This is a genomic window from Novosphingobium sp. KCTC 2891, assembly GCF_025938155.1.
In the GTDB taxonomy this organism is placed as follows: Bacteria; Pseudomonadota; Alphaproteobacteria; order Sphingomonadales; family Sphingomonadaceae; genus Novosphingobium.
On sequence record NZ_JAPCZG010000002.1, the window covers coordinates 63,928 to 89,075 of the forward strand.

Here is a 25,148-nt window from a genome sequence, read left to right on the forward strand (position 1 = left end):
GCCGGAACGCAATCTTTTGATCCGCATCGGTTACGGTTCGTCGCATCTGCTGCACTGCATTAACGCTCTACCGCGACTGCGAAACGCATGGTTCCTAACGAAAGATTACCGGCGGAACCCTTCGGTTAGTACATTTTTAAGGAGAGGCCTTAACCCGGTCCTAACAACAAGTTTCAACTCCGGGTGGGCAAATCGAGACAGTCAAAACGGAGAATCTCGATGTCCATGACCAAACTGCTCGGCTCTTCGATCGCACTCGCTACCCTTCTCGCCGCCGGTTCCGCACACGCAGGTTCCATCCGTTCTCGCGATGCGCTGCCTTCGGTCTCGTATGCCGGAAAGCAGTCCGAGAAGTTTTCCGACCGGAGCCTTCCGACCCACGTCGGCCCCAAGAAGGGCTGGCGCGACAATCACGGCCTCGAAAACGCTTACGAACACTCCAACGAACACTCCGCGCACCATCGCAACGACAGCGACGGTTGAACGGAAATGAGCGAGACCGGCCCGCGTTCCCCGCGGGCCGGTCTTCTTCGTCGATAAAGCGGGAAACGGCGTGGGCATGGCCCGCGAGGCTGGCAGCACTGCCGGCCTTTTTTGTGCGGATCGAACGCATCCGCCGCGCGGCAGCGAGCGCCGGAGCGGTGCCGCGAAAATGCGATGGATCTGGGAAAGTGGATGCCCCGCGAGGATTCGAACCTCGATAGACGGAATCAGAATCCGTTTTTACTCACGCATTTCTGCGGTTTTTCAGCTCTGTGTCGCATTCATGTCGCATCACTGTTGATTGCACGCTCGATCGCTGTCGCGTCGCGCGTGTCGTGCTGAGCGCGCTCGAAGAGATGGCCGTAAGTGTCGAACGTCATCTGGATCGAGCTGTGCCCCATGAGCGACTGGATGCGTTTGGGATTGAGTTTCTCTTCGATCCACATGGATGCGGCGGCGTGACGAAAATCGTGCGGCGTATACTTCGGCTTCGGCTCCTTGCCGCCGGTGGTGGTGCCTGCAGCGACCTGGATCGGATTCAGGAGAGTCTTCACCATGATACCGTGCGACGTCACCTTGCCTCGCTCGCTTGGGAACACGAGGTTGTAATCGTTCGGCGGGCAAGCGAGCTTCCATGCCTTGAGCGCAGCGACAACACTCTTGGGCAACGGGATCGTGCGATGGCTCGTGCGAGACTTCGGGGCACCGATCGCGCCGTGAGCGTCTGCGCGCTGGGTGACGCTGACATAGGCGCGTCGCAGATCGACATTCGTCCACGGCAGCCCACGTAGTTCTGACGCGCGCATACCCGTATACATCATCAGCAACACCAGAACCTGGGCCTGCCCACCAACCTCCGCCGCCGAGTTTAGTATCGCGCGCAGATCCGCCTTGGTAGGGATGACAACCTGGCTCTTCTCACGCGGCGCTCTCTTCATCTTCACCGCTAACGCAACGTTCTGGTTCACCAGACCAGCGATTTGCGCCTCTGTGATGATCGCCTTGAAAGTGCGGAGAACACGCGTCGCCATTGGCCGCGAGAGCGTCTTTACCCAACCGTCGAGCAGTTGCTTCACTTGGGGGGCAGTTAGCTGCGAGAGTTTCTTCGCACCGCACTTTGGCACGATGTGCAGGCGCACATGCTGTTCGTAAGCCGCGACTGTTGTCGGTTCGAGATTATCATTGCGAACCGAGTCGAGCCAGAGCTTTGCCGCTTGTTCGACCGTAATCGACTGCGAGTCTGGCGTATGAATGCCCTTAGACACCTCCCACGACGCCTGCGTGATCCAGGCTTCTGCGTCCTTTTTACGCTTGAACTGCTTCGACCGGCGCTTGCCGCCGGCGTCGAGATAGTCGACCTGCCAAGCGGCCTTTGCCTCACCGCCCTTGCCCGACCATGTCCGCTTGCGGATGGACGTCATGGCATGTTCTCCGCGAGCGTGTTTTGCGCCCATTCGCGAAACAACCCGATGGTAGTAGCCGCTGCGAACTCGGGGCCATGATCAACCGCAGCACGCACCCAAAGGGCGTTCATGAGTGTCAGAAGACGCTTGCTCAGGTTTATGGTGCAGGTTGCAGGCTCAAACGCATATTCGTCGCTGACGGCGTCCACGAACTGTGGCCCGGTTAGGAGTCCAAGCTGTGGCTCGCTTGCACAGGACAGCCGTTGGAGTGCGCCCGCTGAGACTTGAATGATCTTGGTGGCCGAGAGCGGGCATTGTTCGCTGTCGATCCACTCCACCAGTTCATGGAAATCCGCTTCTGCGGCAAACGATGATGCAAAGGTCAAGAGAGAGGCTCGGTTTAGCTCCACGATTGATCGCGCCGCATCGGGCATGAGCCCGACGTCCATTAAATCGAGTGCGACGATCAGTTCGATGACCTGCGACCAGCCGTAGGTCGCTCGTTTCCCCTTCCCGGTGTTCACACCGGACGGAAATCCAGCACGCTGCAAGTGCTGTAACCTACCACGGAATGCGATCGAACCAGCACTGGTAACACCGTAGTGCATGGCCATGATCTCCTCGACCTCTTTGAATGCGAGCTGCAAAAATTCCTCCAAACAATAACGGTGTTGTTATGGTTGACACCAAGGGCGGTCGCGTGTCAAGGGGGAGGAACAATAAGTCCATTGTTCTGGAGATTCCATGAATTTCGATCTCATCGATGGTGCGGAGGCCGCCGCTGCGTTCACCGGCTTGTCACGGCGGCAAATCTACCGGCTGGTTGAACACGGACATCTGCCGGTGATCCGCAAGGGTCGTCGTCTCTTCTTCCGCAAGTCGGAAGTGGAGCGGGCGTTCTCGGCCACCCCCATGACCCAGATGTCTGCCTGACCGACAATCATGACCACGATTGAAGCCATCGAGCGGCTCGGGCACGCCGAGAAGGTGCGGCACTGGTCGCAGGAGAAGCCGTGGGCGGGCCTGAGGCTCAAGAACCAGACGACGTTCGAAGCGCGTCAAGTGCGCATGGATCAGCTTGGCCACATCACGGAGCAGCCGCCACTAGTCGGGAAGCCTTGCTTTGGGCAGCCCATTGTCTACGTCCGTCAGGGGGCTACCCTGATGCACCGCAACCACGATGGGGCGGTTCGCCCGACACGCTGCGGACGCTGCAAGGTAAGGGAAGCATGCGTCATGGTATGCCACCGCCGCTTGAATGTCACACCCGAGATCGGCGATGCATATCGTCTGTTTGTGGGCAGGGGCGGGGCTCAAGGACTCCAGGAGAAGCATCTGAAAGCCCAAGCTCAGGTGGTGTTCGATCGCCTTGTCACACAGCTGATACGGCATGGGCAGTTCAACAGCGTGAACGACGCCCATGTGAGCGCGCATTACGACCGCGAGCGCGAACTACACAAGGCTCGTGACGCTGAACGAAAGCGCGCAGCGAGGGCGAAGAGGCTGGCCAGTGGCTTCTTGGATGATGGTGCCATGGACCTTCTGTGCCGCCACCGACTGTTTCGCGCACACCTGCTCCGCGAACTCGTGAACAGCCAAGCACAGCTACCCAGCCGGTTGGCGAAGATGCCGCCAGCGTCGGTCGAGGTCACCGCCGATGCTTGGCTCGCACGCGAAGTGCTCAAACACACACGGCAGAAGGTCAATGCGTCATCGGTCGCAAGGGAAATGATCCGAATGAAGCCTAACCGTTATGCAAACCACGAGTCCCTGCGCCAGCGCACATCGGCAGACTTGGCGCGTGTCGAACTGCTTGAAGGCCTTGTGCCTCCCGGTGCCGCTGGTCCGGTCTGGCCACGCTTCGACTTGCTCACGGAAATTGCCGACGAGGAAAATTTACCCCCTACGACGATTTGAGCACCGGTCTGCCCGCATCAGTTGAACTACCCCCTACGCCGGTCATGAACTTATCTCTTGGGCGGCCACTCCGCGATTTCCACAAAGTTGCGGTTTTCCGCCACTTTACCGCCTACAAAACACGTCCACGCCGAGTGTAAGAAGAATTAAATTCTTCTCGCATCCAGCCGCTGCGCGGCGTGGCTGGGCAAGAGATACACACTTCATAAAGCACTGCTCGCGGCGTTCAAAAGATCTTGATGAAAATATCCTTCGGTGTGCGCGCAGACTTCTGACTATCAGGATGACCTCGGCGAAAACAAGAGCCCGCCGACCACACCGGATTACATCCAGCGCAGCCACGGCGCGGGCATCCGTGTGGCATGCCACAGATTGTGGCTTGTCGCGCGGAGGGCCAAGGAATGCTCTGGCTAGTTGCCATTCTCATCCAACTTGCCGACCGGCAACATGCAGTCCGCAGGTGCGATGCGGAAGAACCCGTCCTCGCATTCTCGCGCGACGCCGGTCTTGCCCGCAAACATCTCGACGCGCAGCGTGATCAGCGTCCCGTAGAGCAGCCAGACTGACAGCTCGACGACCTCCCCATAGCGCGCGTCCCACCCATTCAGGCGCTGACTGTGGGCGTTGAGCATCTCGATCCCCTGCTCCAACGTCTCGGCGACAACATACGTCCCACCCGGCTCCATGGTAGTGAATACGAAGCAGCGAACCGCGGGGGACGGCGGTGCGATGTCACCGAGGGCCTCGCCATCCGGCACTCCCAAGACCCAGCCTTCACGCTCGCCGGTCCACCACGCCAAGCCGACGCAACCTGACCGCGCAAGCTCAGCGAGCTGGGACTGATCCGCGATGTCCCTATCGGTGAGATGCACGAGCATGGCGTCCGTGCCGACTGCGCGGGGATCATGCGCCTCGCGCCAGCGATAGAGCAGCCGGAACGCCTCCTCCACATGCCGCGCGACCAAGGTCACTGGGTCTCGCGCTTCGTTTGTGGTGGCGATGAATACTTGTGCCATGTGTGCCGGGCCTCGTCGTTGTCGGTCAGGTCACCATGACGCATCGGTGCGCTGGATGCGGGCAGGGAGTGGGCCGAAAGCGAAACAAAATCAGCCGACTGCGCGGTGATCAGCGAGCAGCCTGGATGCCCCGCAGGTGGTGCAAACCTCGACCGAGCCCGCGAGCTTATCGCGCACTGTCATGGGCAGGGCATAGCGCCCCACTCACCCATATCCGTCACCGCACACTCCCATCGCGCTTCCGCAGCGGCGGTGTGTAGTCGGCGGGGAAGATGCGCCAGAAGCCGTCCTCGCAACGCATGCCTACGCCGGTTATGCCGTCGAACATTTCCTCGCGCAGCGTCACCATCGAGCCAGTGAGCAGCCAGGGCGACAATTCGACCACATCGTCGTAGTCCGCGTCCCACCCGTTCTGATCGAGGTTGTAGAGGTGCAGGGTCGCAATCGCGCGCTCCATGGTCTCGGCGAACACATGCAGCGTCCCGTCATCCGCGTGCGAGAAGACGAAACAGCTGATCTCCGTCTTAGGGGGAGCAACCTGGCCGGCTGGTTCATCATCGTCCGGTGTTGTCACAATCCAGCCCTCACGGTGACCGACCCAGCGTGCGATACCGGCCATGCCAGACCGTGCAGCGTCAGCGAGTTGTGGCACCCGTGCAAGGTCGTCGGCGGTGAACCGGGTAACGATGGCGGACATGGTGCCCAATTTCCCCGCGCTGCATTCGCGCCAGATCCAGAAGTTGCGCAGTGCCTCGTCGCTGTCGCGGGCGACGATTATCACCGGCGTGGGCAGGGCCGCGCTGGTCACCATGAATACGTGGGGCATCGATGTGAACCTCATTCGTTGTCGATGAGGTTGTTATGACGCGGTCGACGCTTGGATGCGGGTGGGAAAGTCTCCGTCGGAGCAGAATGTTCGCGCGCGGCCCACATGATAAGTTTTCAATTAAAACGAGAGTCGTTGCCCATACCGGACGCTCGTTGGGCGGACCTGCCGGGCTCACAGCGACACCAGCCGGTCAATCCTCGATCGCAAGATGGTGCTTTCTTGGCGAATTGGTGGCTGCGCGCGGCAACGCCGCAAGAACCCCGTGTTACTCCTCCTCGCCGGCGATCAGCGTGCGGTAGATCAGGCCGCCCAGAACACCGCCGACCAGTGGTGCCACCCAGAAGATCCATAGCTGGTGCAGGGCAATGCCGCCTTCGACGAGTGCCGGCCCGGTGCTGCGTGCTGGGTTAACCGACGTGTTGGTGACGGGGATTGAAATGAGGTGAATCAGAGTCAGGCACAGGCCGATCGCGATCGGTGCAAAGCCGACAGGCGCGCGTCGGTCGGTCGCGCCCATGATGACGATCAGGAAGAAACCAGTCAGCAGCACTTCGATGACCATGCCGGATTGCAGACTGTATCCGCCCGGTGAATGCTCGCCGACACCGTTGCTGGCGACGCTGCCGGCAAAACCGGCCTTGCCGCTGGCGACCAGATAGAGCGTGAATGCGGCGAAGATGGCGCCAAACGCTTGTGCGATCCAGTAAGGGACGGCGCATGTATTTCCACAAGTCTGAGTTGGAAGCTGCCTTCCACTCGGACGCGGCGTAACCGCGAAAAACAGCCCCACCGAGGGTTCGCTCGGCGGGGCTGAAGCGTCCTGATGGAGGGGGCGCAGCAGTCCTCTCACCAAATCCGTCGGTTTTCAAGCGCCTTCAGTCTGCCAGCGATGCGGCTGCCGAATGCGAAGGAGCTTGTCTTTGAAACTCGTTCAGATTCTGCCCTCATTTAATCCCGCTGCCAGGGTGCGGCAGTTCGAAGCTGTCGGCGGCGGTTAGCGCAGTGCCCCGAGCGCAACCGACTTACAGCCCTGCACCGGGGGCGGATCGCTTATGACTACCGCCAGCACCTTGCCCGAACGCAGTCAGTCACGGATGTCAAATATGACCATAAGGTAACCAGAGCGTCACGCGGCGCATAATTCGATTGGCGCAATTTGCATGGCGGCAGTGTCTGCCATGGAGGATCATATCATGCGCCAGAAGTTCGCGTTCGCCTTGCTCGCCCTTTCTGCCATTTCGCTACCCTTGTCTGCCAATGCGGCGGCATGCAAGGACAGCAAGGGGAAGTTTATCAAGTGCCCGCCCGCAGCTGCTGCGAAGCCGACTGCAGCAGTTGCCGCGCCTAAGGCTGTCCCGTGTAAGAATGCCAAGGGCAGGTTCGTGAAATGCGCAGCTGCCCCCAAGGTGGCCGCTACTGCAACGCCCACTGCCAAGACGGCAACGGCGGCAGGTCCGAAGCAGGCTCCTTGCCGCGACGCGAAGGGCCGCTTTAAAAAGTGCTGATCCGCGCAGAGGGGAGTTGCGATCGGGTTACTGTTCCGCAGTTGCATCGCAGGCTGCTGTGGGAAACCCTTGACGACAGAGCTGCTGGACGTCAGCGCCATGCGTGGAAACAAGCCACGTCGTTTCCACGAGACCCCGATTGCTCCGGTAGTCGGGGTCTCGTTTTCGCAGCACCCCATTCTGATCCTACGAAGGCGATCGGTGCGGTGCCAGGAATGACATACAATGAGTTTAAAGCTATCGGTGGCATTGGGCAGTCTACTGCAAGCGGCCACTATACGGCGTCTGGCGACAGAATGAATGTTCGAGGCGTAAAATGAGGTGCAAGGCCACCAACTGATTGACGGCCCCCGCGACCTGGCGATCCACGAATCGCCAGGTCGGTAAAGCGCCGGCAGGCTCTGATGGCGATCAGGTCTTGCTGAAGAGATTCTTCGCCATGCCCATCACGTCGTTCAGCGGATTTCCGTCGCCGTCCTGGTCGAGCTTGCTCAGAAAACCACTGGCTTCCGGGTGGTCCTGCATTAACTGGGCGAATTGTCCCAGGCTTCCTTCGCCGCCAAGGTGACCCACGATTTGCGTCAGGGTGCCGCTGTCGATGCCTGTCGATGCGGCAGCCGTCGTTACAGTGTCGCCGGGCTGAGGGTGTGCCACACCCAAGGCTGCCACCGCTTTCTCCGCAAGCGCAGGATCAATCCCTACTTTGGCCGCAAGATTGGCAATGTCGAAGTTGCTACCGACTTGCCCAAGGATTCCATCAAACATGCTCATATCGGACTCCTGATTGTTTACAGTGCCTAAGCCTTCCGGCGCAGCTCGTCGCGAATTTCCGTCAGCAGCTGGGTTTCACTCGGCCCGGCAGCGGCTTCGGGAGCTTTGGGCATCAACCTGTTGGCAACGCGGACCATCAGGAAAATAATGAACGCAAGAATGAGAAAGTTGAGCAGGACTGTTACGAATGCGCCCCATCCCAGAAGCGGGACGCCAGCTGCCTTCAATGCGGCGTAGTCAGTCAGCGCCCCATGGTAGCTTGCCGGGATTCCCCCCAGAACTACGAACTTGCTGGAAAAATCCAGTCCGCCGAAGATCGCACCTACGACCGGCATGATGATGTCATCGGTCAGGCTGGAAACGATCTTGCCAAACGCAGCCCCGATGATCACCGCGACGGCAAGGTCGAGAACATTTCCCTTCGCGATGAACGCTTTGAACTCACTCAGCATGGGCATATCTCCCGTTATTCCCGCAGCAAGCTGGACGAAAAAGGGCCCATGTCAAGGCACGACGCTTTGTGTCACCAGTCGCCCCCGGCCGTGCTCCCGAACTGTCGAAAAGAACATGCGATCAGGTTGCGGGTGCGTGGGATCGGCCATGGTCAGCGCACTGCCTGACCCCCTCCTTGGCATCCGCTGTAATCATGAGGAATAAAGCCAATCATGGTAGTGGCGCAGGTCCACTATTGAAGATCATTAAATGCGACTTCAAACCCACTCCTCTCTGACCATATTTTGAAAAAGATCAAAGAAATCCCGGAGACCTCAAGATCAAAGATCGCTGGGAGATGGGTGAATTAGTTGATTCTTATGCGCCGTTAGTAACTGATCGCTGGGGCGAGATTCTTTGCTTGATCGACCCACTTCTGCACTTGCGAGACCCCTGGGAGAGCGCGGGTCAGGCCCTTGGTCTCATTGACTTCCTTCATCTTTGTCGCAAGATTTTCCGCATTGCGGGCTGCAAGTTCCTTAACCGTGTCGACGCCTGCCGCTTCGAGCAATTCGGAATATTCTTCGCCGACCCCAGATATCCGCATCAGATCAGCCATGTTGGTCCATTTTAGGAGCTGGCTGGCCGAGAAACCTGTTTTCTCTGCGGTTGCGTCGCGTCCCGTGCGACTGCCACATGCGTTCAACAGATCGTTGGTGGAAAAAACTCCCGCCGCCTGCAAGCGCTCCGCATATTTTGCGCCGATGCCTTCAATCTCAATGATTTTGTAGCTCATTCCGGCTCCTCCCGCTTGGAATCACACCGCAGTGCATGGGTGGCGTCCGAAGGATGGCATTGTTCAAAACCCATCACAAGATGATGCGGTCGTTGCTCTGGGTATTCGTGCTGGACGAGATAGCGTTGCCATCCCACAGGCGGCCTCTGCTGTTGAACGCAACCTGTGGCGTATCCTGTTGGCGCGGCCACGGCGCACATGCGAGGTGACCAACGGTCAGGCCCAAGAAGGCGGACGTATCTGTCCGCGGGGTGCAGAAATTCCGGTGGAACAGGCGCTTGACGCGATACACGAAATGTATAGGCTATGGATATATGGCCGCGACGTCGCTTCCGCACAGCGACGGTAAGAATCGGCAGGCGTTGCCCCTTTTTGCATCACGGTAGGCGAAGGCTGAGATCATTAGTTTAGCCGATTATTAACTTTCGGCATAGACAATGCGTCACATGCTAGAGAACCAGAGAATCCGCCCCACGTCGGTGATCGGTCCCTTGGGCGAGCCGCTGACACTCGAAAGCCTCCCTCCTGGCGAGACGCGACGATGGGTGGTGCGCCGCAAGGCGGAAGTGGTCGCGGCGGTTAAAGGCGGACTTCTAACAATTGAAGAGGCGTGTGAACGATATAGCCTCACGCTTGAAGAATACGTCGCCTGGGAGCGGGCAGTGGACCGTTCCGGCATGCAAGGCCTGAGAGTTACCCGTTTGCAGCACTACCGTGACTTGCATAAGCGGCAGCTTAAGTATTGAAGCCGTCCGAATCGTCCCAGGTCTATTCTTAGCGCCTCGGGAATGTGATCATTGGGCTGCATCGGTTCTGTCTTGCGAGTGCAACGAGGGCCGCGATTTCTAGGCCATAAAATTACAGCGCTCCTTCAGCCACGTGCAGTTCGACGTCCCTGGGCGGGCGATGCCTGAGTAGATCAGGCGGAAGCGCAGGTCGGCCGGTGCCTGGTCGAGATGTGGGCTGCCGTTCTTGACGCCCCCGCCAGCCTGAACAGCACAAGGGTATATGTCGCGGAGAACACGGGTGAGATGGGCTTCGGGGCGTGTGGCGACCAGCGTGACGATGCGCTGCGAGAGCGCGGCTTCGCAGGTGAGATCGGCGCGATCTACATCCTTCGCTCGCAACAAGGGGCTGGCGTGGGTCGCGCTCTCATGAGCCTGATGGCACACGATCTGGCGGCACGGCTGATGCCGGGTGCGAGCCTCTGGGTGCTGCGCGAGAATGTGGGAGCGCGCGGCTTCTATAAGGGGTTGGGCGGCGCGATCATCTTCGAGAAGGAAGTCGCGAAAGGCGATGCGACCTTGCACGAGGTAGCATATGGTTGGCCGGACCTTGCCCACCTATTCTGACCGAAATGCCTTTCCCGATGGGGTGGTGGCTTGGGAAGGACTGCCCAGCCTAGCGGGACGGCACTTCATAAACCGCCGCCCCCTCCTGCAACTCCGGCACGCGAGCGACAACGCTGCCCTCCGGGGTCACGATCGCGGTGCATCCATAGCTCACAAGATTGCCTGACGTGCCGGTCACGTCGGACGATGCCACCCAACAGCCCGTTTGGCGCGCGCGGTCGATCAGGTTTGCCAGACTCTTCTCCCGCCAGCGATCGGCCGTCGCCAAAGGGAGCATATTGTTCAAAGGATAGAGGATTACTCGCGCTGCCTGGTCGGCGATGCGCTGCGCCGGGCCGGGGTGGTTGGCGTCGTTGCAGATGTTCACACCATACCGGAAACCCGACCGCAGGAACGTGGGGAAGTCGCCGCCGGCGATCACCCCCGGCTCGTTCGGGTGCGCCTTGGCATATCGGCCCACAACCCGACCTGCTTCGATGATGATCGCGCTGTTGAAGATCTGTCCGTCAACAATGTCGAATGCTCCAACCACTAGCACCGAGTGAAATGCCGCCACCCGCTTACACAAGGAATCGATCGCCGAGGCGGCTAGGCTAGCGCGCGAGTTGATCGTCTCTGGGTCGTAGGAGTGACCGAGTAGGTAAGCCTCTGGGAAGAGGGTGAGACTGACGCCTTGCTCGTCCGCCCATCGGAGTCGTTGCACGATCGCGTCACCGGCACGGTGCGCGTTATCTGAGATGTTGGAGCATTGAACGACAGCGATACGCATGACCGACAGATTACCCCTCAATCAGCCTTTCCCGAAAGGGAACGTGGAGCGGGAAGCCGGCACCGCCAATCGCGCTGACGTCCACATGTCCTACTGCACAAGACATCATTGACCCGGATGCTGCCTATCCGCCGGGCTCCCGGAATCGAAGGGACATTCCGATAGTCGACCCTTGAGAGTCACGTTGCCTGACGTGCTCTTGCGCGGTTTGCCCGTCGAAGCCTAAGGCGCAGGGATGCCCAACCAACTTCGCAACCGGCTGACCGGCAAGCATATTGCTGCTGTTCACAATCGCATGGCCGCCGTGGTCGGTGCAGTTGCGCTGGGGTTGGCGGCCATCGCATTTGCCCGGATTGGCGAGATGGCGCAGAAGCTGTTCCTGACGCTCGTGACGATCTCGCCGTATGCGCCGTTCGTCATCACGCCCGCCGTTTTTGCCGCTGTGGTTCATGTCACGCGGCGCTCCTTCCCGGCGGCGCGCGGATCGGGCATTCCTCAGGTCATGGCCGCCACCCACAATCCCGAGCGGCAGGCGACGGGGGATTTGCTGTCGCTGAAAACCGCATGGGCCAAGCTGATCGGCACCGTCGCCATGCTGATGGCAGGCGGTTCAGTGGGCCGCGAAGGGCCGACGGTGCAGATCAGCGCTGCGCTCATGGTCGCGGTCCATCGCTGGTTGCGCGTGCCGGTCACGGCGGGCGTGATCATTGCCGGCGGTGCTGCGGGCGTCGCCGCAGCCTTCAACACACCGCTTGCAGGCGTCGCCTTTGCGATCGAGGAACTGGCGGCGGCCTTCGAGCAGAAGGTCGCGGTCATGGTCATGGCCGCGGTGATGATTTCGGGCCTGGTCAGTCTGGGGCTGGCGGGGGACTACGTCTATTTCGGTGCCATGGATGGGGCCCTGCCGCTCCATGTCATGTTCGTGGCTGCGCCTCTGGCTGGGGTTCTCGGCGGCATTTTGGGCGGGCTCTTCTCACGCAGCCTGATCGCCATGACGCGGCCGGACGCGCCTTGGCTGATGCGTCTCCGGTCCCGTCCGGTCGTGCTGGCGGCATTGTGCGGCTTGGTCGTTGCGCTGACCGGCTGGTCCATGAACGGGTTGAGCTGGGGCACCGGCTACGAAACCACCAAGACGCTTCTGGAGGGGCACAGCGCATCGCTCATCTTTGGTCCGGCGAAGTTTGTCGCGACGTTGGCGACGGCGCTGAGCGGTGCGCCGGGCGGCATATTCGCGCCCTCGCTGTCGGTGGGAGCCGGCCTCGGCCAGTTGATCTCGACCGCCTTTCCGAACAGCCCCGCAGGCGCAATCGTGTTGCTGGGCATGGTTGGATATTTCACGGGTGTGGTGCGCGCGCCCATGACGGCGGTCATCATCATGATGGAGATGACTGCGGACCGGACCATGGTCCTGCCGCTGTTCGCAACGGCGTTGATCGCAGATGCAGTCAGCGCGGCGATCTGTCAGCCCAAGCTCTATCACGCGCTTTCGAGCCAATTTTATTCCAAGGCCACGCAAGAGACGTAACCTCCTTCTGGGCCGGCCGCATAGCCAGCCAGCGGGGTATTGGAAGCGCTGTCGAACGCGCGCTTGCCGTTGTTGCTTCGGAGTCCCGACTGCCAGCGCACGCGCACGCCCTGCACGACATGGATGTCCTAGAATAGGAAGCTGCAAGTGACCCGGATGCCGCCTATCCGCCGGGCTCCCGGAATCGAAGGGATATTCCGATAGCGCCGATGGGGAGGCAGGTGTGCCTGCTTGCGTTCGATGACACAGCATGGCGCCAGCACTGATGTCAAGCGCTTCCCCACGTCGCCACCGACCTGAATAAGTTTCTCAAAATCATTCGATTTCATCAATATGAAACCGCCCCCCTTTGACCTGCATCGCAAGCGCTATAGGGTGCACGGCACTTGAATGGGGGTCTGATGTCCACGCCGCTTCGCACGCTTCTCGCGCAATTCCGCGACTCTTCTCGCACGGAGCGTGAAAAGGGAACCTACTTCGAGCGGCTGGCCGTGGCGTTCCTCAAGAACGACCCTGGCATGACGCAGGAGTATGAAGGCGCCTGGATGTTCGGCGACTGGGCCAAGGCTCATGGACTGACTGCTTCCGACATCGGGATCGACGCCGTCGCCAAGATCCGCGGCGAGGATGCGTTCTGTGCGGTGCAGTGCAAGTTCTACGCCGAAGGCTACCACATCCAGAAGAAGGACATCGATAGCTTCCTCAGTTCGTCCCAGCAGAAGCACTTCGCGCGCGGGCTGATCATCGAGACGACCGGAGCACCGTGGAGTTCGAACGCCGAGGCGCTGCTCGACGATCTCAACATCACCACCATCGGTCTGGAACGCCTGGAGGCCAGCCCGATCGACTGGAGCGCATGGTTCCAGCGCGAAGAAGTCAAGTTAGCGGCCCCCAAGCAGCTCCGCCCGCATCAGGTCGAAGCACTGGCAGCTGTCGAGACTGGGCTGGCCGATTGGGGTGGGCTCGCCCCCGATCCAGCACGCTTTACGCCTGTGATTTAGAGATCTGCGACTCGGGAGTCGTGGTGCTTCGCCATGTCGCATCTATGTCGCATGGACAGGCCGTAACCCCATGAAAATCGCGAGGAATCCACGGTAATCACGGGGCATCGCTACCTTACCGCGAACATCGGTAAGTCTCTGATTATTATGCAGAAAGTGGATGCCCCGCGAGGATTCGAACCTCGATAGACGGAATCAGAATCCGTAGTCTTACCATTAGACGACGGGGCAATCGGAGGCGCGCACCTAGACGCCTGCCGAGGGCGAGTCAAGCGGGTCTCTCGACCTTTCGTGCGGGGTGCCTTGCCCCCTGCACATCGCATCGCTACCATGGTGCTCAAGTACCCGCCGGTATCATCCGCGCGGGAGAACATAAAAGCGATACGTAATCATGGCGGACTTCGATCCGCCGGCGAAGGGGCAGGGGCAGCGTACCGGCAGGAAGAAGGGCCAGCGGCCCCGATCGCGCCAAGCCGCCGGAACGATGACCCCGCCGAAGTCCGCCGGTGCAACCAAGGGCAACCCGCGCCCTCAATCCGGGACCGTTTCACCGCCCGCGCCCGTACCCGCGTCCGCGCCTTCACCCGCAGCCACGTCCACGTCATCGCAGGCTTCCACGTCACCGCAGGCGTCCACTCCGGCGCCCGCGCCGAAACCGCAAGGCTGGCAGAAGCCCGCCCCGTTCCACCGCCAGGCCTATGCCGCGATCGACCTTGGCACCAACAACTGCCGGTTGCTGATCGCGCGGCCTTCGGGCGAGAACTTCGTGGTGGTCGATGCTTTCAGCCGCGTGGTGCGGCTGGGCGAAGGGCTGGCGCAATCGGGCCGGCTGTCCGACGCGGCGATGGACCGCGCGCTGGCCGCGCTGCACGTCTGCGCCGACAAGCTGAAGAAGCGCAACGTCCACCTCGCCCGCTCTGTGGCGACCGAGGCCTGTCGCCGCGCGACCAACGGCGCCGAGTTCATCGAGCGCGTGTACCGCGAAACCGGCATCCGCCTGAACATCATCACCGCGCAGGAAGAAGCGCGGCTGGCGGTGCTGGGCTGCCACATCCTGCTGGAGCACGGCGAAGGCCCGGCGATGATCTTCGACATCGGCGGCGGATCGACCGAGATGGTGCTGGTCGATACGGCCGACACGGTGCCGCGCATCGTCGACTGGCAATCGGTGCCGTGGGGCGTCGTCTCGCTAACCGAAAGCGTGGGCGATATCGCCGACAGCGCCGAGGCGCGCGCCGCCGCCTATGCCGAGATGCGCCGCCGCGTGGACGAAGGTTTCGCCTCGTTCTCCGAGCGGATCGACGAGGAACGCGCACGCGCCGTGGAGCGCGGCGCGATCCGCCTGCTGGGCACCAGCGGCACGGTGACGACGCTGGCCAGCCTGCATCTGGAACTGCCCCAATATGACCGGCGCGCGGTGGACGGCCTGATCGTGCCGACCGCATCGATGCGCGCCATCAGCCAGCGGCTGGCCGGGCTTTCGCACACCGAACGGATCGCGGTTCCGTGCATCGGCCGCGAGCGCGCGGACCTGGTCGTGGCGGGCTGCGCGATCCTGGAATCGATTTTCGACATATGGCCTTCGGACCGGCTCGGCATTGCCGACCGGGGCATCCGCGAGGGCATCCTGCGCAGCCTGATGGCTGCCGGGGTGGAAGCAGAACGCAGCCGCGACGCGCTGCGCAACTTACGGAAAGTGGGGCAAAAGTGAGCCGTTCCGGACGCGATCCCGGCGAGCGCCTGAAAACCGGCAAGGGGCGCACGCAATCCTCTGTCCGCTGGCTTTCGCGCCAGATCAACGACCCATACGTCAAGCAGGCCAAGGCCGAAGGCTGGCGCAGCCGCGCCGCCTTCAAGCTGAGCGAGCTGGACGAGAAATTCGGCCTGCTGCGCGGCGCCCAGCGGGTGGTCGATCTTGGCATCGCGCCGGGCGGGTGGAGCCAGGTGGTGCGCAAGAAGGCGCCCCAGGCCAGGGTAGTGGGCATCGACCTGCTGCCGACCGAGCCGATCGACGGCGTGACGATCTTCGAGATGGACTTCATGGCCGACGAGGCGCCGGCCGCGCTGGAAGGCGCTCTCGACGGGCCGCCCGACCTGGTGCTGTCGGACATGGCCGCCAATACCGTGGGCCACAAGCAGACCGACCACTTGCGCACGATGGGACTGGTGGAGACGGCGGTGGACTTTGCGGTGAACACGCTGGCGCCGGGCGGGGCCTTCGTCGCCAAGGTCTTTGCCGGCGGCACGGACACGGAACTGCTCCAGATCCTGAAGAAGAATTTCCGCACGGTGAAGCACGCCAAGCCGCCCGCGAGCCGCAAGGATTCGTCGGAATGGTACGTCATCGCGCAGGGGTTCAAAGGTCGCGCGGAACCGAAAGCGGCGGAGGGCGCCGACGACAACGGGGACGACTCCTGACATTTCCACAGGCGGGTTTTTGCGCGAATCGGCTTGCTGGCCCTAAAGGCCGCGCTTCCTGATTCACCGCCTCACCCGGAGTAATCCCGATGGCCGATTCCGCCGACGACCGCCTGCGCCTTCTGATCGAGCGTATCGAACGCCTCGAAGAAGAAAAGAAGGGCATCGGCGACGACATCAAGGACGTCTACAGCGAAGCCAAGTCCACCGGCTATGACGCCAAGATCATGCGTCAGATCGTCCGCCTGCGGAAGATGAAGCCCGACGACCGCCGCGAGATGGAAGCCGTGCTGGAAACCTACAAGAACGCGCTCGGCATCGACTGAGCGCGCTTCGCCGCAGCCGGCGCGCTGCGAGCGGAACTGCCTTCTGCCCTGCCGGTTGGACCCTGCGTGAACTTTGCAGGGGACAACCGACATGGCCTCCCATCCCGCCGACATCCGCCCGCCGATCCACGAGGACGGCCTGCCGGGCAGCGAATCCACCCTTGATCCCAAGCCTCAATGGCAGCCCCGCTATCCGGGGTCGGGGCGGCTGAAAGGCAAGGTGGCGATCGTGACGGGCGCCGACAGCGGCATCGGCCGCGCCGTGGCCGTGCTTTTCGCGCGCGAGGGAGCGAAAATCGCCATCGCCTACCTTTGCGAGGACGACGACGCGCGGCGCACGCGTGAACTGTGCGAGGCCGAGGGCGCCGAGGCGCTCACCTTTTCCGGTGATCTGGGCGATCCCGAAGTGGCTCGTGCACTGGTCGACCTGACGATGGGCGAATGGGGCCGGATCGACGTGCTGGTGAACAACGCCGGCGAGCAGCACCCCGACAAGGACATCCGCGACATCACCCCGGCGCAATTGCAGCGTACCTTCCAGACCAATATCTTCGCGATGTTCTATCTGGTCCAGGCCGCGCGCGAACATCTTCACGCGGGGGCGGCGATCGTGAACTGCACCTCGATCACGACGTACCGGGGATCGAAGGAACTGCTCGACTATTCGAGCACCAAGGGCGCGATCACCGCCTTCACGCGCTCGCTATCCGAAAGCCTGGTCGCGGACGGCATCCGCGTGAACGCGGTGGCGCCCGGCCCGATCTGGACGCCGCTCAATCCCAGCGGAGGCGCCAGCCCCGAAAAGCTGGACCACTTCGGCGAGGATACGCCGATGGGACGCCCCGGCCAGCCGAACGAAGTGGCACCGGCGTTCCTTTTCCTGGCCTGCGAGGATTCGTCCTACATGTCCGGGCAAGTGCTGCACCCGAACGGCGGCACAATCGTCAACGGATAGGGGTTTACGCGCCGCCCGCCGGCATTAGTCTCCGCTGCAACGACAGGGGAGATTTTTGCCGATGCACCGTATTCTGGCCACGGCGGCGCTTGCGCTGATGTCCACCAGCGCGCTGGCGCAGCCCGCGCCTTCCGGCGCCGCCACGGCCCCTCAGGTGACCTACATCCACGCCGCGCACCTGCTCGACCAACCGGGCAAGGCACCCCGCGGGCCTTCGACCATCGTCGTCACTGACGGCAAGGTGAGCGAAGTGCGCGACGGCACCCTGCCCGCGCCCGCAGGCGCGAAAGTGGTGGAACTGGGTGACCGCTTCGTGCTGCCGGGGCTGACCGACCTGCACGTGCACCTGTTTGCCGATGGCGACCCGATGAAAGCGCGCCTGGAGGCAACCACGCGCGACCGCGAGGACGCCGCCTTCATCGCCGCAGAGCACGCGAAGGAGACCGTCGAGGCGGGCTTTACCACCGTGCGCGATCTGGGCGGGCCGCCGCGCGGCATCCGCGCGCTGCGCGATGCGGTGGAGAGGGGCGACGTGGAAGGGCCGACCATCGTCAACGCGGGCGAGATGATCTCGGTCTCGGGCGGGCATGGCGACAACAACGGCGTGAACGAGGAAAGCTTCGACGCATTTCACCCCCACGATTACAACAACGTGTGCAACGGCGCCGATGACTGCCGCCGCGCGGTGCGCGAGCAGATCCGGCTGGGCGCGCAGGTGATCAAGTTCGCCGCGACCGGGGGCGTGCTGTCGAACGTGGCCGGCGGGCTGGGCCAGCAGATGACCAGCGAGGAAATGAAAGCGGTGATCGACACCGCGCATTCCTTCGGCCGCAAGGTCGCCGCGCACAGCCATGCCGCCGCCGGGACCTCGGCCGCGGTGGCGCAGGGCGTGGACAGCATCGAGCACGGCACGTTCCTGGACGACGCCACGGTCAAGGCGATGGTCGCGCATGGCACCTGGCTGGTGCCGACGATGATGGCCCCTGTCGCCGCGCTGGCGCAGGCACGCGCCGGTGCGCTGCCCCCCGCCAGCATCGCCAAGGCCGAGCAGGCCGCCGCCGCGATGAAGGCAAGCCACAAGCTGGCCATCCGCTCCGGCGTCAAGATCGCGTTCGGCACCGACACCGGCGTTTCCCGGCACGGGCTGAACGCGCAGGAATTCGCGCTGATGGTCGAGGCCGGGATGACTCCGATGCAGGCCATCGTCGCCGCCACGACGGGCGCGGCCGATCTGCTGGGCCGCAGCGACAGCGTGGGCCGGATCGCGCCGGGAATGCCCGCCGACATCATCGCCGTATCCGGCGACCCGCTGACGGATGTGAGCCGGCTGGAACACGTCGATTTCGTGATGAAGCGCGGGCACGTGGTGAAGACCGCACCGTGACCACGCGCGCGATCCGCCCCGCGACAGCGGCGGATGCCGCGGCCTGCGCCGCGATCTATCGCCCGCACGTGGAGGAAAGCTGGACCAGCTTCGAGCTGGAAGCGCCCGATGCGGACGAAATGGCCCGACGGATAGCGGAATACGGCGAGAGCCACGCGTGGCTGGTGGCGAAGGTGGATTGCGACGTGGCGGGCTATGCCTATGCCAGCCCGCACCGCACCCGCGCCGCCTATGCCAGTTCGTGCGACGTGGCGATCTACATTGCCGAGGAGCACACCGGACGAGGTCTGGGCCGCGCGCTCTACGGCAGTCTGCTGCCGCGCCTGCGCGAGAAGGGCTTTCACGCCGCTTTCGCCGGAATCGCCCTGCCCAATCCCGCGAGCGTGGTGCTGCACGAGGCGATGGGGTTCTCGCCGGTGGGGGTCTACCGGCAGGTGGGCTGGAAGCTGGGCGCCTGGCGCGATGTTGGCTGGTGGCAGCGCCTGCTATAGCAGCGCCCCACTTACAGGAGCGATACCAGCACGGCGAGGCCGAGCGCCGCCGCGTTCGACAGGCCGTGAAGCAGGATGGAGCCGGGCAGTCCGATCCGCATCCGCACGAAGCCCGCAGTCAGCCCCGTCCACAGCTGCGGCAGCACCAGCGGCACGGCGGCCAGGCTGATGCGTGGATAGTTGGCCAGATGCGACAGCGCGAAGACCAGCGCGCTTCCGAAGAAGGCCAGCGGGAAAGCGGAGCGGAACACGCCCGGCACGCTCCGCCGCCGCAGCACGAACCAGCCGAGCGGCGCGGCCACGAGCAGCGTGAGGAACAGCACGCTGGTGAGCACCTGGTCCAGCCCGCGCGAGGCGGCGAGCCCCAGCACGACCACCGCCGCGCCGCAGCACAGCAGCCACAGCGCACGCGGGCGGCCGGTCAGCCAGCCGCGGAACACGGCTTCCTCCAGCACAGGCGCGGCCAGCACCACCACCGGCACGATCACCATGGCGGGCAGCTTGCCATAGGCGTCGGGCGCGGGCAGCCCGAAGGCCTGCTGCCAGAAGCGCAGGAACGGCAGCAGCACCAGCAGCAACACCCCCAGATGGAGTGCGGCCATCCCCGCCCACAGGCGGCGCGCTTCCGGCGAGCCTAACCCGGCCGGCTCGATCAGCGTGGGGCGGCGCAGAAAGGCGGAAAAGGCGCTCAGGGCAGAGGGTTTGGCGTCGGGCATCGCCCGTTCATGGCGCGATACGGGTTAACACTCAGCCAACCGCTGGGGGCAATCATTCGGGCCATCGCCGAAGCAAACGCGCGGCACCGGGTTGCGAAAGATTGCCCGGATCGCTCGTCTCGGCTACGGCCCGTCCGATTTCAACCGACCCACCGTTTCCCACGCGCCCGCGCGTGGCGGCGAACAAGAAGCACGGACCGATGGCAGGCCATTCCAAATTCAAGAACATCATGCATCGCAAGGGTGCGCAGGACAAGAAGCGCTCCGCGATGTTCTCCAAGCTCAGCCGCGAAATCACCGTCGCGGCCAAGATGGGGATGCCCGACCCGGACATGAACCCGCGCCTGCGCGCCGCGATCAACGCGGCCAAGGCGCAGTCGATGCCCAAGGACAACATCCAGCGCGCCGTCGACAAGGCGAGCAAGGGCGACGGCGAGAACTATGAAGAAGTGCGCTACGAGGGCTATGGCCCCGGCGGCGTCGCGATCATCGTCGAGGCGCTGACCGACAACCGCAACCGCACCGCCACCAACGTGCGCACCGCCTTTGCCAAGAACGGCGGCAACCTGGGCGCGAGCGGCGCGGTGAGCCACGGCTTCGAACGGCTGGGCCTGATCGAATATCCCGGCAAGGTCGGTGACGAGGAAAAGGTGCTGGAAGCCGCGATCGAGGCCGGTGCCGACGATGTCGAATCGGACGAGGATTCGCACTCGATCTGGGTCGCCATCGAATCGCTGCACGAAGTGGCGCGCGAACTGGAAAAGACGCTGGGCGAAGCCGAAGGCGTCAAGCTGGCGTGGAAGCCCAGCCTGAAGGCAGAGGTTTCGGCCGACGATGCCGCCACCCTGCTGAAGCTGATCGACACGCTGGATGACGACGACGACGTCCAGACCGTGTGGGGGAACTACGAGATCCCCGACGAGGTGATGGAGAAGCTGGGCTGATCCTGCCCCATGACGGGCTGCCCGGACCGGCTTCGCGCGGCGCGATGATGGGGATGATCGCTTGATCATCCTCGGCATCGACCCCGGCCTCACCTGCACCGGATGGGGCGTGGTCGCGAAGGCGGGCAGCCGGCTTTCCCATGTCGCCAACGGCCAGATCCGCACCAACGCGAAGGCTTCGATGGCGGAGCGGCTGGTCGAACTCGACGCCGCGCTGACCGACGTGATCCTGACCCACCGCCCCGATTCGGGCGCGGTGGAGGAAGTGTTCGTCAACGTGAACCCGCAGTCGACGCTGAAGCTGGGGCAGGCACGCGGCGTTGCCATGCTCAGCGTGGCGCGCGCGGGCATCCCCGTGGCCGAGTATTCCACCAAGGTCATCAAGAAGGCGCTGGTCGGCACCGGGGCCGCGGAAAAGCAGCAGATCCAGGCGATGCTCAAGGTGCTGCTGCCGGGCGTGAAACTGGCAGGCGAGGACGCCTCCGACGCGCTGGCCGTGGCGATCACCCATGCCAATATGCTGGGCAGCCATCGCTGAGCTTACCAATCCGTAGTCATCCGGCCATCGCGGCGCCAAGCGGCGCGCGCGATGCTGGCGGGCATGGAACTGGAACTCAGCGCGGAAGCCAAGGACAAGCGGCTCAACCGGCAGATCGCCATCACGGTGGTGGTGCTCTCGGTCTTTGCCGGGCTGTGCGGGATCAAGGACGGCAACGTGGTGCAGGCGATGGAGCAGGCGCAGGCCGCGTCCATCGACCAGTGGAACGAATACCAGTCCACGCGGACCAAGCAGCATCTGGCCGAAGATGCGCGGCTGCAACTCGCCGCGCTGGCCCCGCCCGGAAAGGCAGCGGACGCGCTCACCGGGCTGGACCATGACATCGCCCGCTACAAGGCAGAGGCGCCCGCCCTCGCCGCATCGGCCAAGGCGCAGTCTGCGCTCTATGACCGGCTGAATTTCCACGACGACCAGTTCGACGCCGCCGATGCCGCGATTTCCACCGCGATTTCGATCGCCGCAGTCGCCGCGCTCGCGGAAAGCGCTGGCTTGCTGTGGGCGGCCTGGGCCTTCGGTGCGTTCGGGCTGTTCATGGGGCTGAACGGCTTCCTGGGCGGCAGCTTCCACCCCGACCTGCTCAGCACGCTGCTCGGCTAAGGTTGCACGAAAGGCTCTGGCGCGGTGAAATGTTCCCTGCCATAGGGAACAAACCATGATCGCCAAGCTTACCGGCCTCCTCGACGAAACCGGCCCCGACTGGGCGATCATCGACGTCCATGGCGTCGGTTACATGGTCCATTGCTCGGCCAAGACGCTCACCCACCTCGGCATCGCCGGGGACCGCGTGGTCATCCACACCGAATTGCAGGTTTCCGAAACCGACCAGCGCCTGATCGGCTTTGCCAGCGCGGGCGAGCGCGCGTGGTTCCGGCTGCTGACGGCGGTGCAGGGCGTGGGCAGCAAGGTGGCGCTGGCGATCCTCTCCGCGCTCTCGGTCGAGGAATTGCAGCGCGCCTGCGCCAATGGCGACAGCGCGATGGTCGCGCGCGCCAACGGCGTCGGCCCCAAGCTGGCGACGCGCATCGTGCACGAACTGAAGGACAAGGCGGGCGGGCTTGCCGGCCTTTCCGGCCCGGCCGGCATCGGCGGCGATCCGGGCATGGCCGCGCCCGCAGGCTCTGCCAGCGCCGACGCGATTTCGGCCTTGCAGAACCTTGGCTTCAAGCCCGCAGTGGCGACGATGGCGGTTGCGCGGGCGGTGGAGGACCTGGGCGAGGACGCCGGGCTGAACGAGCTGGTGCGCGTGGCGCTGAAGCGGGCGACAGCGTGAGATGACCGACAACCCCCTTCTCTCCTCCGACCGCCAGCACGAGGATCCGGACGCGGCGCTGCGGCCCAAGACCCTGGCCGAGTTCGTCGGGCAGGCGGCGGCGAAGGACAACCTGCGCGTGTTCATCGAAAGCGCCAAGATGCGGCGCGAGGCGATGGACCATGTGCTGTTCTTCGGGCCTCCGGGGCTGGGCAAGACCACGCTGGCGCAGATCATCGCGCGCGAGCTGGGCGTGAACTTTCGCGCCACCAGCGGCCCGGTGATCGCCAAGGCGGGCGACCTTGCCGCGCTGCTGACCAATCTCGAATCCGGCGACGTGCTGTTCATCGACGAGATCCACCGGCTCAATCCGGTGGTCGAGGAAGTGCTCTATCCGGCGATGGAGGACCGCGCGCTCGATCTCATCATCGGCGAGGGGCCGTCCGCGCGCTCGGTGCGGATCGACCTGCCGCCCTTCACGCTGATCGGCGCGACCACGCGGCAGGGGCTGCTCCAGACCCCGCTGCGCGACCGTTTCGGCATTCCGGTGCGGCTGCAATTCTATTCCGTGGCCGAGCTGGAGCGCGTGGTGACGCGCGGCGCCAGCCTGATGGGCGTGGGCATCGACCAGGGCGGCGCGACTGAGATCGCCCGCCGCGCGCGCGGCACGCCGCGCGTGGCCGGGCGGCTGCTGCGCCGCGTGCGCGATTTCGCGCAAGTGGACGGGGCCGAGACGATCACCCGCACGCTGGCCGACAACGCGCTGACCCGGCTCGAAGTCGATTCGCTGGGGCTGGACCTGCAGGACCGACGCTACCTGACGATGATCGCCGACATCTACAAGGGCGGGCCGGTGGGCGTGGAAACGCTGGCTGCCGGGCTGTCGGAACCGCGCGACACGATCGAGGAAGTGATCGAGCCCTACCTGATCCAGCTGGGCATGGTGGCGCGCACCGCGCGCGGGCGCTGCCTCAATGATCGCGGCTGGCAGCATCTGGGACTCACCCCGCCCACGGCGCAATTGCCGGGACTGTTCGAAGGCGAAGGCTGACCCGCCTGGTCAGATTCGCGCGCGGTTCGGTTCCAATCCGGGACACAGTTAACCGGGAGCGGGTTGGAGCGGCACTTTTTGCGCCGGATCACGGCGAATTGCTGGTTAATGGCATTGCCAGAATCCCGGTGATCTGCGTTTGCTTGCGTGTGAACAAGGGCGCCTTCTGCAGCAATGCACCGATCGGCCCCGTGCTCGCAGGGGCCAGTTAACGAAAGCAGCGATCATGTCGGTTCGGATGGCATTGGCAAAACTCGCGGCCTGCGCGGCCGGAGGCGCCGTCCTCGGGGGCGGTGCGGTCCACGTGTCCGAAGCGCCGTCTTCGGGCGAGATCCACCACGTCAAGCCGATCAAGGTGAAGCCGGTGAAGCACGCGCGCCGCCTGGCGCCGCGCAAGACGCATCGTCCGCGCAAGATGGTGCAGGCCGTGACCACGCGCACCTGCGAAGCGCCGGCCCAGGCTGCGATGATCCCCATCCCCTACATGCCCCCCCTGCCCCCGATCGGCGTGGGCGGCAGTTCCGGCGGCGGCGTGCCGATCGTGATCGGCGGCAGTTCCAGCGGCGGCTTCGGCGGCGGGTTCTTCGGCGGCTTCTTCGGTTCGGGCGGCGGCGGCAGCGTGGTGGTATCCTCCACCAGCACCGGCTCGACCTCCACTTCGGGCGGGTCCACCTCGACATCAGGCGGGTCCACCTCGACCTCGGGCGGCTCCACTTCCACTTCGGGCGGATCGACCTCGACGTCTTCGTCCACCTCGGGGTCCAGCTCGACTTCGGGTTCCTCGTCCAGCTCCAGTTCCAGCTCGACCTCGGGCGGCGCCACGTCCACGTCCACCTCGTCGGGCAATCTCAGCACGACCAGCGGCGGGCTGACCAGCACCACATCGACGTCCTCGGGCAACATCTCGACCTCGTCGGGCAACGTCACCAGCACGACCTCGACCTCTTCGGGCGCGAGCACGAGCACCAGCACATCGAGCAGCACCAGCGGGTCGACGTCCACATCGACCTCGACGTCCACGTCGAGTTCCTCGAACGGCGCGACGACGACCACCACGACCGGATCGAGCGGCACCGACGTGCCCGAGCCGTCGATGGTCCTGCTGTTCGGCGCGGCGGCCGCGGCGCTCGTCGGCCGGCGGCGGTTTGCCATGCAGGCCGCCCGCACGGCCTGACGGCGACACATTCCAGCCCTCTCCAGTGGGCATCGGGAAGGGCGGCTTCGGGGGGAGCCGCCCTTTTTCGTATGCCGGGGAC

At 63.7% G+C, this 25,148-nt stretch carries 30 protein-coding genes, 1 tRNA gene and 1 pseudogene; 20 read left to right on the forward strand and 12 right to left on the reverse strand.

Translation table 11 applies throughout. The features are described from left to right. Positions 1-225 precede the first annotated feature (225 nt). Positions 226-483, forward strand: coding sequence for a hypothetical protein (locus OLX02_RS03930; protein WP_264420420.1), 258 nt, complete (start codon positions 226-228; stop codon positions 481-483). Positions 484-764: 281 nt separating this feature from the next. Here the strand turns inward: OLX02_RS03930 and OLX02_RS03935 are convergent, their stop codons facing one another. After that, positions 765-1,904, reverse strand: coding sequence for a tyrosine-type recombinase/integrase (locus OLX02_RS03935; RefSeq protein ID WP_264420422.1), 1,140 nt, complete (start codon positions 1,902-1,904; stop codon positions 765-767). After that, entirely contained in the window at positions 1,901-2,533 is a 633-nt protein-coding gene (locus OLX02_RS03940) for a hypothetical protein (RefSeq protein WP_264420424.1), read from the reverse strand. The genes OLX02_RS03935 and OLX02_RS03940 overlap by 4 nt, the downstream gene beginning before the upstream one ends. A gap of 97 nt (positions 2,534-2,630) precedes the next feature. On the opposite strand from OLX02_RS03940, the gene OLX02_RS03945 reads away from it, so the two are divergent. Together OLX02_RS03945 and OLX02_RS03950 are read left to right on the forward strand one after the other, a co-directional pair. Then, positions 2,631-2,819: a helix-turn-helix domain-containing protein gene (locus OLX02_RS03945; RefSeq protein WP_264420426.1), complete on the forward strand. Its 189-nt coding sequence runs from the start codon at positions 2,631-2,633 to the stop codon at positions 2,817-2,819. A 9-nt stretch (positions 2,820-2,828) separates the two neighbouring features. Beyond that, entirely contained in the window at positions 2,829-3,803 is a 975-nt protein-coding gene (locus OLX02_RS03950; RefSeq protein ID WP_264420428.1) for a hypothetical protein, read from the forward strand. Between the two features lie 410 nt (positions 3,804-4,213). On the opposite strand, the gene OLX02_RS03955 is transcribed toward OLX02_RS03950, so the two are convergent. The 3 genes and pseudogenes from OLX02_RS03955 to OLX02_RS03965 all read right to left on the reverse strand — a co-directional run. Beyond that, complete coding sequence (locus OLX02_RS03955) at positions 4,214-4,819, reverse strand: hypothetical protein (protein ID WP_264420429.1); 606 nt, start codon at positions 4,817-4,819, stop codon at positions 4,214-4,216. Between the two features lie 217 nt (positions 4,820-5,036). After that, positions 5,037-5,645: a hypothetical protein gene (locus OLX02_RS03960; protein WP_264420430.1), complete on the reverse strand. Its 609-nt coding sequence runs from the start codon at positions 5,643-5,645 to the stop codon at positions 5,037-5,039. A gap of 268 nt (positions 5,646-5,913) precedes the next feature. Then, positions 5,914-6,357: pseudogene (locus OLX02_RS03965) on the reverse strand (aquaporin); the annotation flags it as partial. A gap of 484 nt (positions 6,358-6,841) precedes the next feature. On the opposite strand from OLX02_RS03965, the gene OLX02_RS03970 reads away from it, so the two are divergent. After that, on the forward strand, positions 6,842-7,153 hold the full coding sequence (locus OLX02_RS03970; protein ID WP_264420432.1) for a hypothetical protein: 312 nt from the start codon (positions 6,842-6,844) through the stop codon (positions 7,151-7,153). Between the two features lie 411 nt (positions 7,154-7,564). Here the strand turns inward: OLX02_RS03970 and OLX02_RS03975 are convergent, their stop codons facing one another. The 3 genes from OLX02_RS03975 to OLX02_RS03985 all read right to left on the reverse strand — a co-directional run bounded on the left by OLX02_RS03975 (position 7,565) and on the right by OLX02_RS03985 (position 9,152). After that, positions 7,565-7,924, reverse strand: coding sequence for a hypothetical protein (locus tag OLX02_RS03975; RefSeq protein WP_264420434.1), 360 nt, complete (start codon positions 7,922-7,924; stop codon positions 7,565-7,567). Positions 7,925-7,950: 26 nt separating this feature from the next. Continuing rightward, the gene (mscL, locus tag OLX02_RS03980) at positions 7,951-8,376 is read right to left on the reverse strand and encodes a large conductance mechanosensitive channel protein MscL (protein WP_264420436.1); all 426 of its coding nucleotides are present in this window, start codon (positions 8,374-8,376) and stop codon (positions 7,951-7,953) included. Positions 8,377-8,744: 368 nt separating this feature from the next. After that, on the reverse strand, positions 8,745-9,152 hold the full coding sequence (locus OLX02_RS03985) for a DUF4332 domain-containing protein (RefSeq protein ID WP_264420438.1): 408 nt from the start codon (positions 9,150-9,152) through the stop codon (positions 8,745-8,747). Positions 9,153-9,598: 446 nt separating this feature from the next. Between OLX02_RS03985 and OLX02_RS03990 the strand changes: the two genes are divergently transcribed. Together OLX02_RS03990 and OLX02_RS03995 are read left to right on the forward strand one after the other, a co-directional pair. Next, positions 9,599-9,898 (forward strand): DUF1153 domain-containing protein, encoded by a 300-nt coding sequence (locus tag OLX02_RS03990; RefSeq protein ID WP_264420439.1) that lies wholly within the window; start codon positions 9,599-9,601, stop codon positions 9,896-9,898. Between the two features lie 210 nt (positions 9,899-10,108). Beyond that, positions 10,109-10,504: a GNAT family N-acetyltransferase gene (locus OLX02_RS03995; RefSeq protein WP_264420440.1), complete on the forward strand. Its 396-nt coding sequence runs from the start codon at positions 10,109-10,111 to the stop codon at positions 10,502-10,504. Positions 10,505-10,553: 49 nt separating this feature from the next. Here OLX02_RS03995 and OLX02_RS04000 read toward each other — a convergent pair whose 3' ends face one another. Continuing rightward, on the reverse strand, positions 10,554-11,273 hold the full coding sequence (locus OLX02_RS04000; protein ID WP_264420442.1) for a carbon-nitrogen hydrolase family protein: 720 nt from the start codon (positions 11,271-11,273) through the stop codon (positions 10,554-10,556). A 235-nt stretch (positions 11,274-11,508) separates the two neighbouring features. Between OLX02_RS04000 and OLX02_RS04005 the strand changes: the two genes are divergently transcribed. Beyond that, positions 11,509-12,798, forward strand: coding sequence for a chloride channel protein (locus tag OLX02_RS04005; protein WP_264420444.1), 1,290 nt, complete (start codon positions 11,509-11,511; stop codon positions 12,796-12,798). A gap of 401 nt (positions 12,799-13,199) precedes the next feature. Beyond that, the gene (locus tag OLX02_RS04010) at positions 13,200-13,799 is read left to right on the forward strand and encodes a restriction endonuclease (RefSeq protein ID WP_264420446.1); all 600 of its coding nucleotides are present in this window, start codon (positions 13,200-13,202) and stop codon (positions 13,797-13,799) included. 157 nt (positions 13,800-13,956) lie between these two features. Here OLX02_RS04010 and OLX02_RS04015 read toward each other — a convergent pair. Next, a tRNA-Gln gene (locus OLX02_RS04015) sits at positions 13,957-14,030 on the reverse strand. A 160-nt stretch (positions 14,031-14,190) separates the two neighbouring features. Between OLX02_RS04015 and OLX02_RS04020 the strand changes: the two genes are divergently transcribed. From OLX02_RS04020 to OLX02_RS04045, 6 genes are all read left to right on the forward strand, one after another. Further along, positions 14,191-15,510, forward strand: coding sequence for a Ppx/GppA phosphatase family protein (locus OLX02_RS04020; RefSeq protein ID WP_264420448.1), 1,320 nt, complete (start codon positions 14,191-14,193; stop codon positions 15,508-15,510). Further along, positions 15,507-16,217 (forward strand): RlmE family RNA methyltransferase, encoded by a 711-nt coding sequence (locus OLX02_RS04025; protein WP_264420450.1) that lies wholly within the window; start codon positions 15,507-15,509, stop codon positions 16,215-16,217. Before OLX02_RS04020 ends, OLX02_RS04025 begins: the two co-directional genes overlap by 4 nt. A gap of 89 nt (positions 16,218-16,306) precedes the next feature. Next, complete coding sequence (locus OLX02_RS04030) at positions 16,307-16,543, forward strand: DUF2312 domain-containing protein (RefSeq protein WP_168851257.1); 237 nt, start codon at positions 16,307-16,309, stop codon at positions 16,541-16,543. Positions 16,544-16,634: 91 nt separating this feature from the next. Further along, positions 16,635-17,498: an SDR family oxidoreductase gene (locus OLX02_RS04035; RefSeq protein ID WP_264420453.1), complete on the forward strand. Its 864-nt coding sequence runs from the start codon at positions 16,635-16,637 to the stop codon at positions 17,496-17,498. A gap of 61 nt (positions 17,499-17,559) precedes the next feature. Beyond that, positions 17,560-18,882, forward strand: coding sequence for a metal-dependent hydrolase family protein (locus OLX02_RS04040; RefSeq protein ID WP_264420455.1), 1,323 nt, complete (start codon positions 17,560-17,562; stop codon positions 18,880-18,882). Beyond that, a complete protein-coding gene (locus OLX02_RS04045; protein WP_264420456.1) occupies positions 18,879-19,373 on the forward strand; it encodes an arsinothricin resistance N-acetyltransferase ArsN1 family B in 495 nt (164 codons plus the stop codon). The genes OLX02_RS04040 and OLX02_RS04045 overlap by 4 nt, the downstream gene beginning before the upstream one ends. An 11-nt stretch (positions 19,374-19,384) precedes the next feature. On the opposite strand, the gene OLX02_RS04050 is transcribed toward OLX02_RS04045, so the two are convergent. Then, complete coding sequence (locus OLX02_RS04050; RefSeq protein ID WP_264420458.1) at positions 19,385-20,089, reverse strand: type II CAAX prenyl endopeptidase Rce1 family protein; 705 nt, start codon at positions 20,087-20,089, stop codon at positions 19,385-19,387. A 200-nt stretch (positions 20,090-20,289) separates the two neighbouring features. Between OLX02_RS04050 and OLX02_RS04055 the strand changes: the two genes are divergently transcribed. The 5 genes from OLX02_RS04055 to ruvB all read left to right on the forward strand — a co-directional run bounded on the left by OLX02_RS04055 (position 20,290) and on the right by ruvB (position 23,892). After that, positions 20,290-21,033 (forward strand): YebC/PmpR family DNA-binding transcriptional regulator, encoded by a 744-nt coding sequence (locus OLX02_RS04055; protein ID WP_264420460.1) that lies wholly within the window; start codon positions 20,290-20,292, stop codon positions 21,031-21,033. Between the two features lie 61 nt (positions 21,034-21,094). Continuing rightward, on the forward strand, positions 21,095-21,571 hold the full coding sequence (gene ruvC / locus OLX02_RS04060; protein WP_264420462.1) for a crossover junction endodeoxyribonuclease RuvC: 477 nt from the start codon (positions 21,095-21,097) through the stop codon (positions 21,569-21,571). Between the two features lie 63 nt (positions 21,572-21,634). After that, positions 21,635-22,189: a DUF4337 domain-containing protein gene (locus OLX02_RS04065; protein ID WP_264420464.1), complete on the forward strand. Its 555-nt coding sequence runs from the start codon at positions 21,635-21,637 to the stop codon at positions 22,187-22,189. A 55-nt stretch (positions 22,190-22,244) separates the two neighbouring features. After that, positions 22,245-22,862 (forward strand): Holliday junction branch migration protein RuvA, encoded by a 618-nt coding sequence (ruvA, locus tag OLX02_RS04070; protein WP_264420465.1) that lies wholly within the window; start codon positions 22,245-22,247, stop codon positions 22,860-22,862. A gap of 1 nt (position 22,863) precedes the next feature. After that, positions 22,864-23,892 carry a Holliday junction branch migration DNA helicase RuvB gene (gene ruvB / locus OLX02_RS04075; RefSeq protein WP_264420467.1) on the forward strand — a complete coding sequence of 343 codons (1,029 nt, stop codon included), beginning with the start codon at positions 22,864-22,866 and terminating at the stop codon, positions 23,890-23,892. A 480-nt stretch (positions 23,893-24,372) separates the two neighbouring features. Here ruvB and OLX02_RS04080 read toward each other — a convergent pair whose 3' ends face one another. After that, entirely contained in the window at positions 24,373-24,966 is a 594-nt protein-coding gene (locus OLX02_RS04080) for a hypothetical protein (RefSeq protein ID WP_264420469.1), read from the reverse strand. Positions 24,967-24,985: 19 nt separating this feature from the next. On the opposite strand from OLX02_RS04080, the gene OLX02_RS04085 reads away from it, so the two are divergent. Continuing rightward, on the forward strand, positions 24,986-25,066 hold the full coding sequence (locus OLX02_RS04085; protein ID WP_264421157.1) for a hypothetical protein: 81 nt from the start codon (positions 24,986-24,988) through the stop codon (positions 25,064-25,066). Positions 25,067-25,148 lie beyond the last annotated feature (82 nt).

Coding starts and splice junctions, on each gene's coding strand:
- OLX02_RS03955 (WP_264420429.1), bottom strand. CDS start 4,819: ATGGCACAAGTATTCATCGCCACCACAAACGAAGCGCGAGACCCAGTG.
- OLX02_RS04035 (WP_264420453.1), top strand. CDS start 16,635: ATGGCCTCCCATCCCGCCGACATCCGCCCGCCGATCCACGAGGACGGC.
- OLX02_RS03935 (WP_264420422.1), bottom strand. CDS start 1,904: ATGACGTCCATCCGCAAGCGGACATGGTCGGGCAAGGGCGGTGAGGCA.
- OLX02_RS04000 (WP_264420442.1), bottom strand. CDS start 11,273: ATGCGTATCGCTGTCGTTCAATGCTCCAACATCTCAGATAACGCGCAC.
- OLX02_RS04050 (WP_264420458.1), bottom strand. CDS start 20,089: ATGCCCGACGCCAAACCCTCTGCCCTGAGCGCCTTTTCCGCCTTTCTG.
- OLX02_RS04020 (WP_264420448.1), top strand. CDS start 14,191: ATGGCGGACTTCGATCCGCCGGCGAAGGGGCAGGGGCAGCGTACCGGC.
- OLX02_RS03985 (WP_264420438.1), bottom strand. CDS start 9,152: ATGAGCTACAAAATCATTGAGATTGAAGGCATCGGCGCAAAATATGCG.
- OLX02_RS03970 (WP_264420432.1), top strand. CDS start 6,842: ATGCGCCAGAAGTTCGCGTTCGCCTTGCTCGCCCTTTCTGCCATTTCG.
- OLX02_RS03975 (WP_264420434.1), bottom strand. CDS start 7,924: ATGAGCATGTTTGATGGAATCCTTGGGCAAGTCGGTAGCAACTTCGAC.
- OLX02_RS03945 (WP_264420426.1), top strand. CDS start 2,631: ATGAATTTCGATCTCATCGATGGTGCGGAGGCCGCCGCTGCGTTCACC.
- OLX02_RS03960 (WP_264420430.1), bottom strand. CDS start 5,645: ATGCCCCACGTATTCATGGTGACCAGCGCGGCCCTGCCCACGCCGGTG.
- ruvA (WP_264420465.1), top strand. CDS start 22,245: ATGATCGCCAAGCTTACCGGCCTCCTCGACGAAACCGGCCCCGACTGG.
- OLX02_RS04005 (WP_264420444.1), top strand. CDS start 11,509: ATGCCCAACCAACTTCGCAACCGGCTGACCGGCAAGCATATTGCTGCT.
- OLX02_RS03930 (WP_264420420.1), top strand. CDS start 226: ATGACCAAACTGCTCGGCTCTTCGATCGCACTCGCTACCCTTCTCGCC.
- ruvB (WP_264420467.1), top strand. CDS start 22,864: ATGACCGACAACCCCCTTCTCTCCTCCGACCGCCAGCACGAGGATCCG.
- OLX02_RS04030 (WP_168851257.1), top strand. CDS start 16,307: ATGGCCGATTCCGCCGACGACCGCCTGCGCCTTCTGATCGAGCGTATC.
- OLX02_RS04065 (WP_264420464.1), top strand. CDS start 21,635: ATGGAACTGGAACTCAGCGCGGAAGCCAAGGACAAGCGGCTCAACCGG.
- OLX02_RS04010 (WP_264420446.1), top strand. CDS start 13,200: ATGTCCACGCCGCTTCGCACGCTTCTCGCGCAATTCCGCGACTCTTCT.
- OLX02_RS04040 (WP_264420455.1), top strand. CDS start 17,560: ATGCACCGTATTCTGGCCACGGCGGCGCTTGCGCTGATGTCCACCAGC.
- OLX02_RS03990 (WP_264420439.1), top strand. CDS start 9,599: ATGCTAGAGAACCAGAGAATCCGCCCCACGTCGGTGATCGGTCCCTTG.
- mscL (WP_264420436.1), bottom strand. CDS start 8,376: ATGCTGAGTGAGTTCAAAGCGTTCATCGCGAAGGGAAATGTTCTCGAC.
- OLX02_RS04085 (WP_264421157.1), top strand. CDS start 24,986: ATGGTCCTGCTGTTCGGCGCGGCGGCCGCGGCGCTCGTCGGCCGGCGG.
- OLX02_RS04055 (WP_264420460.1), top strand. CDS start 20,290: ATGGCAGGCCATTCCAAATTCAAGAACATCATGCATCGCAAGGGTGCG.
- OLX02_RS03950 (WP_264420428.1), top strand. CDS start 2,829: ATGACCACGATTGAAGCCATCGAGCGGCTCGGGCACGCCGAGAAGGTG.
- OLX02_RS03995 (WP_264420440.1), top strand. CDS start 10,109: ATGTGGGCTGCCGTTCTTGACGCCCCCGCCAGCCTGAACAGCACAAGG.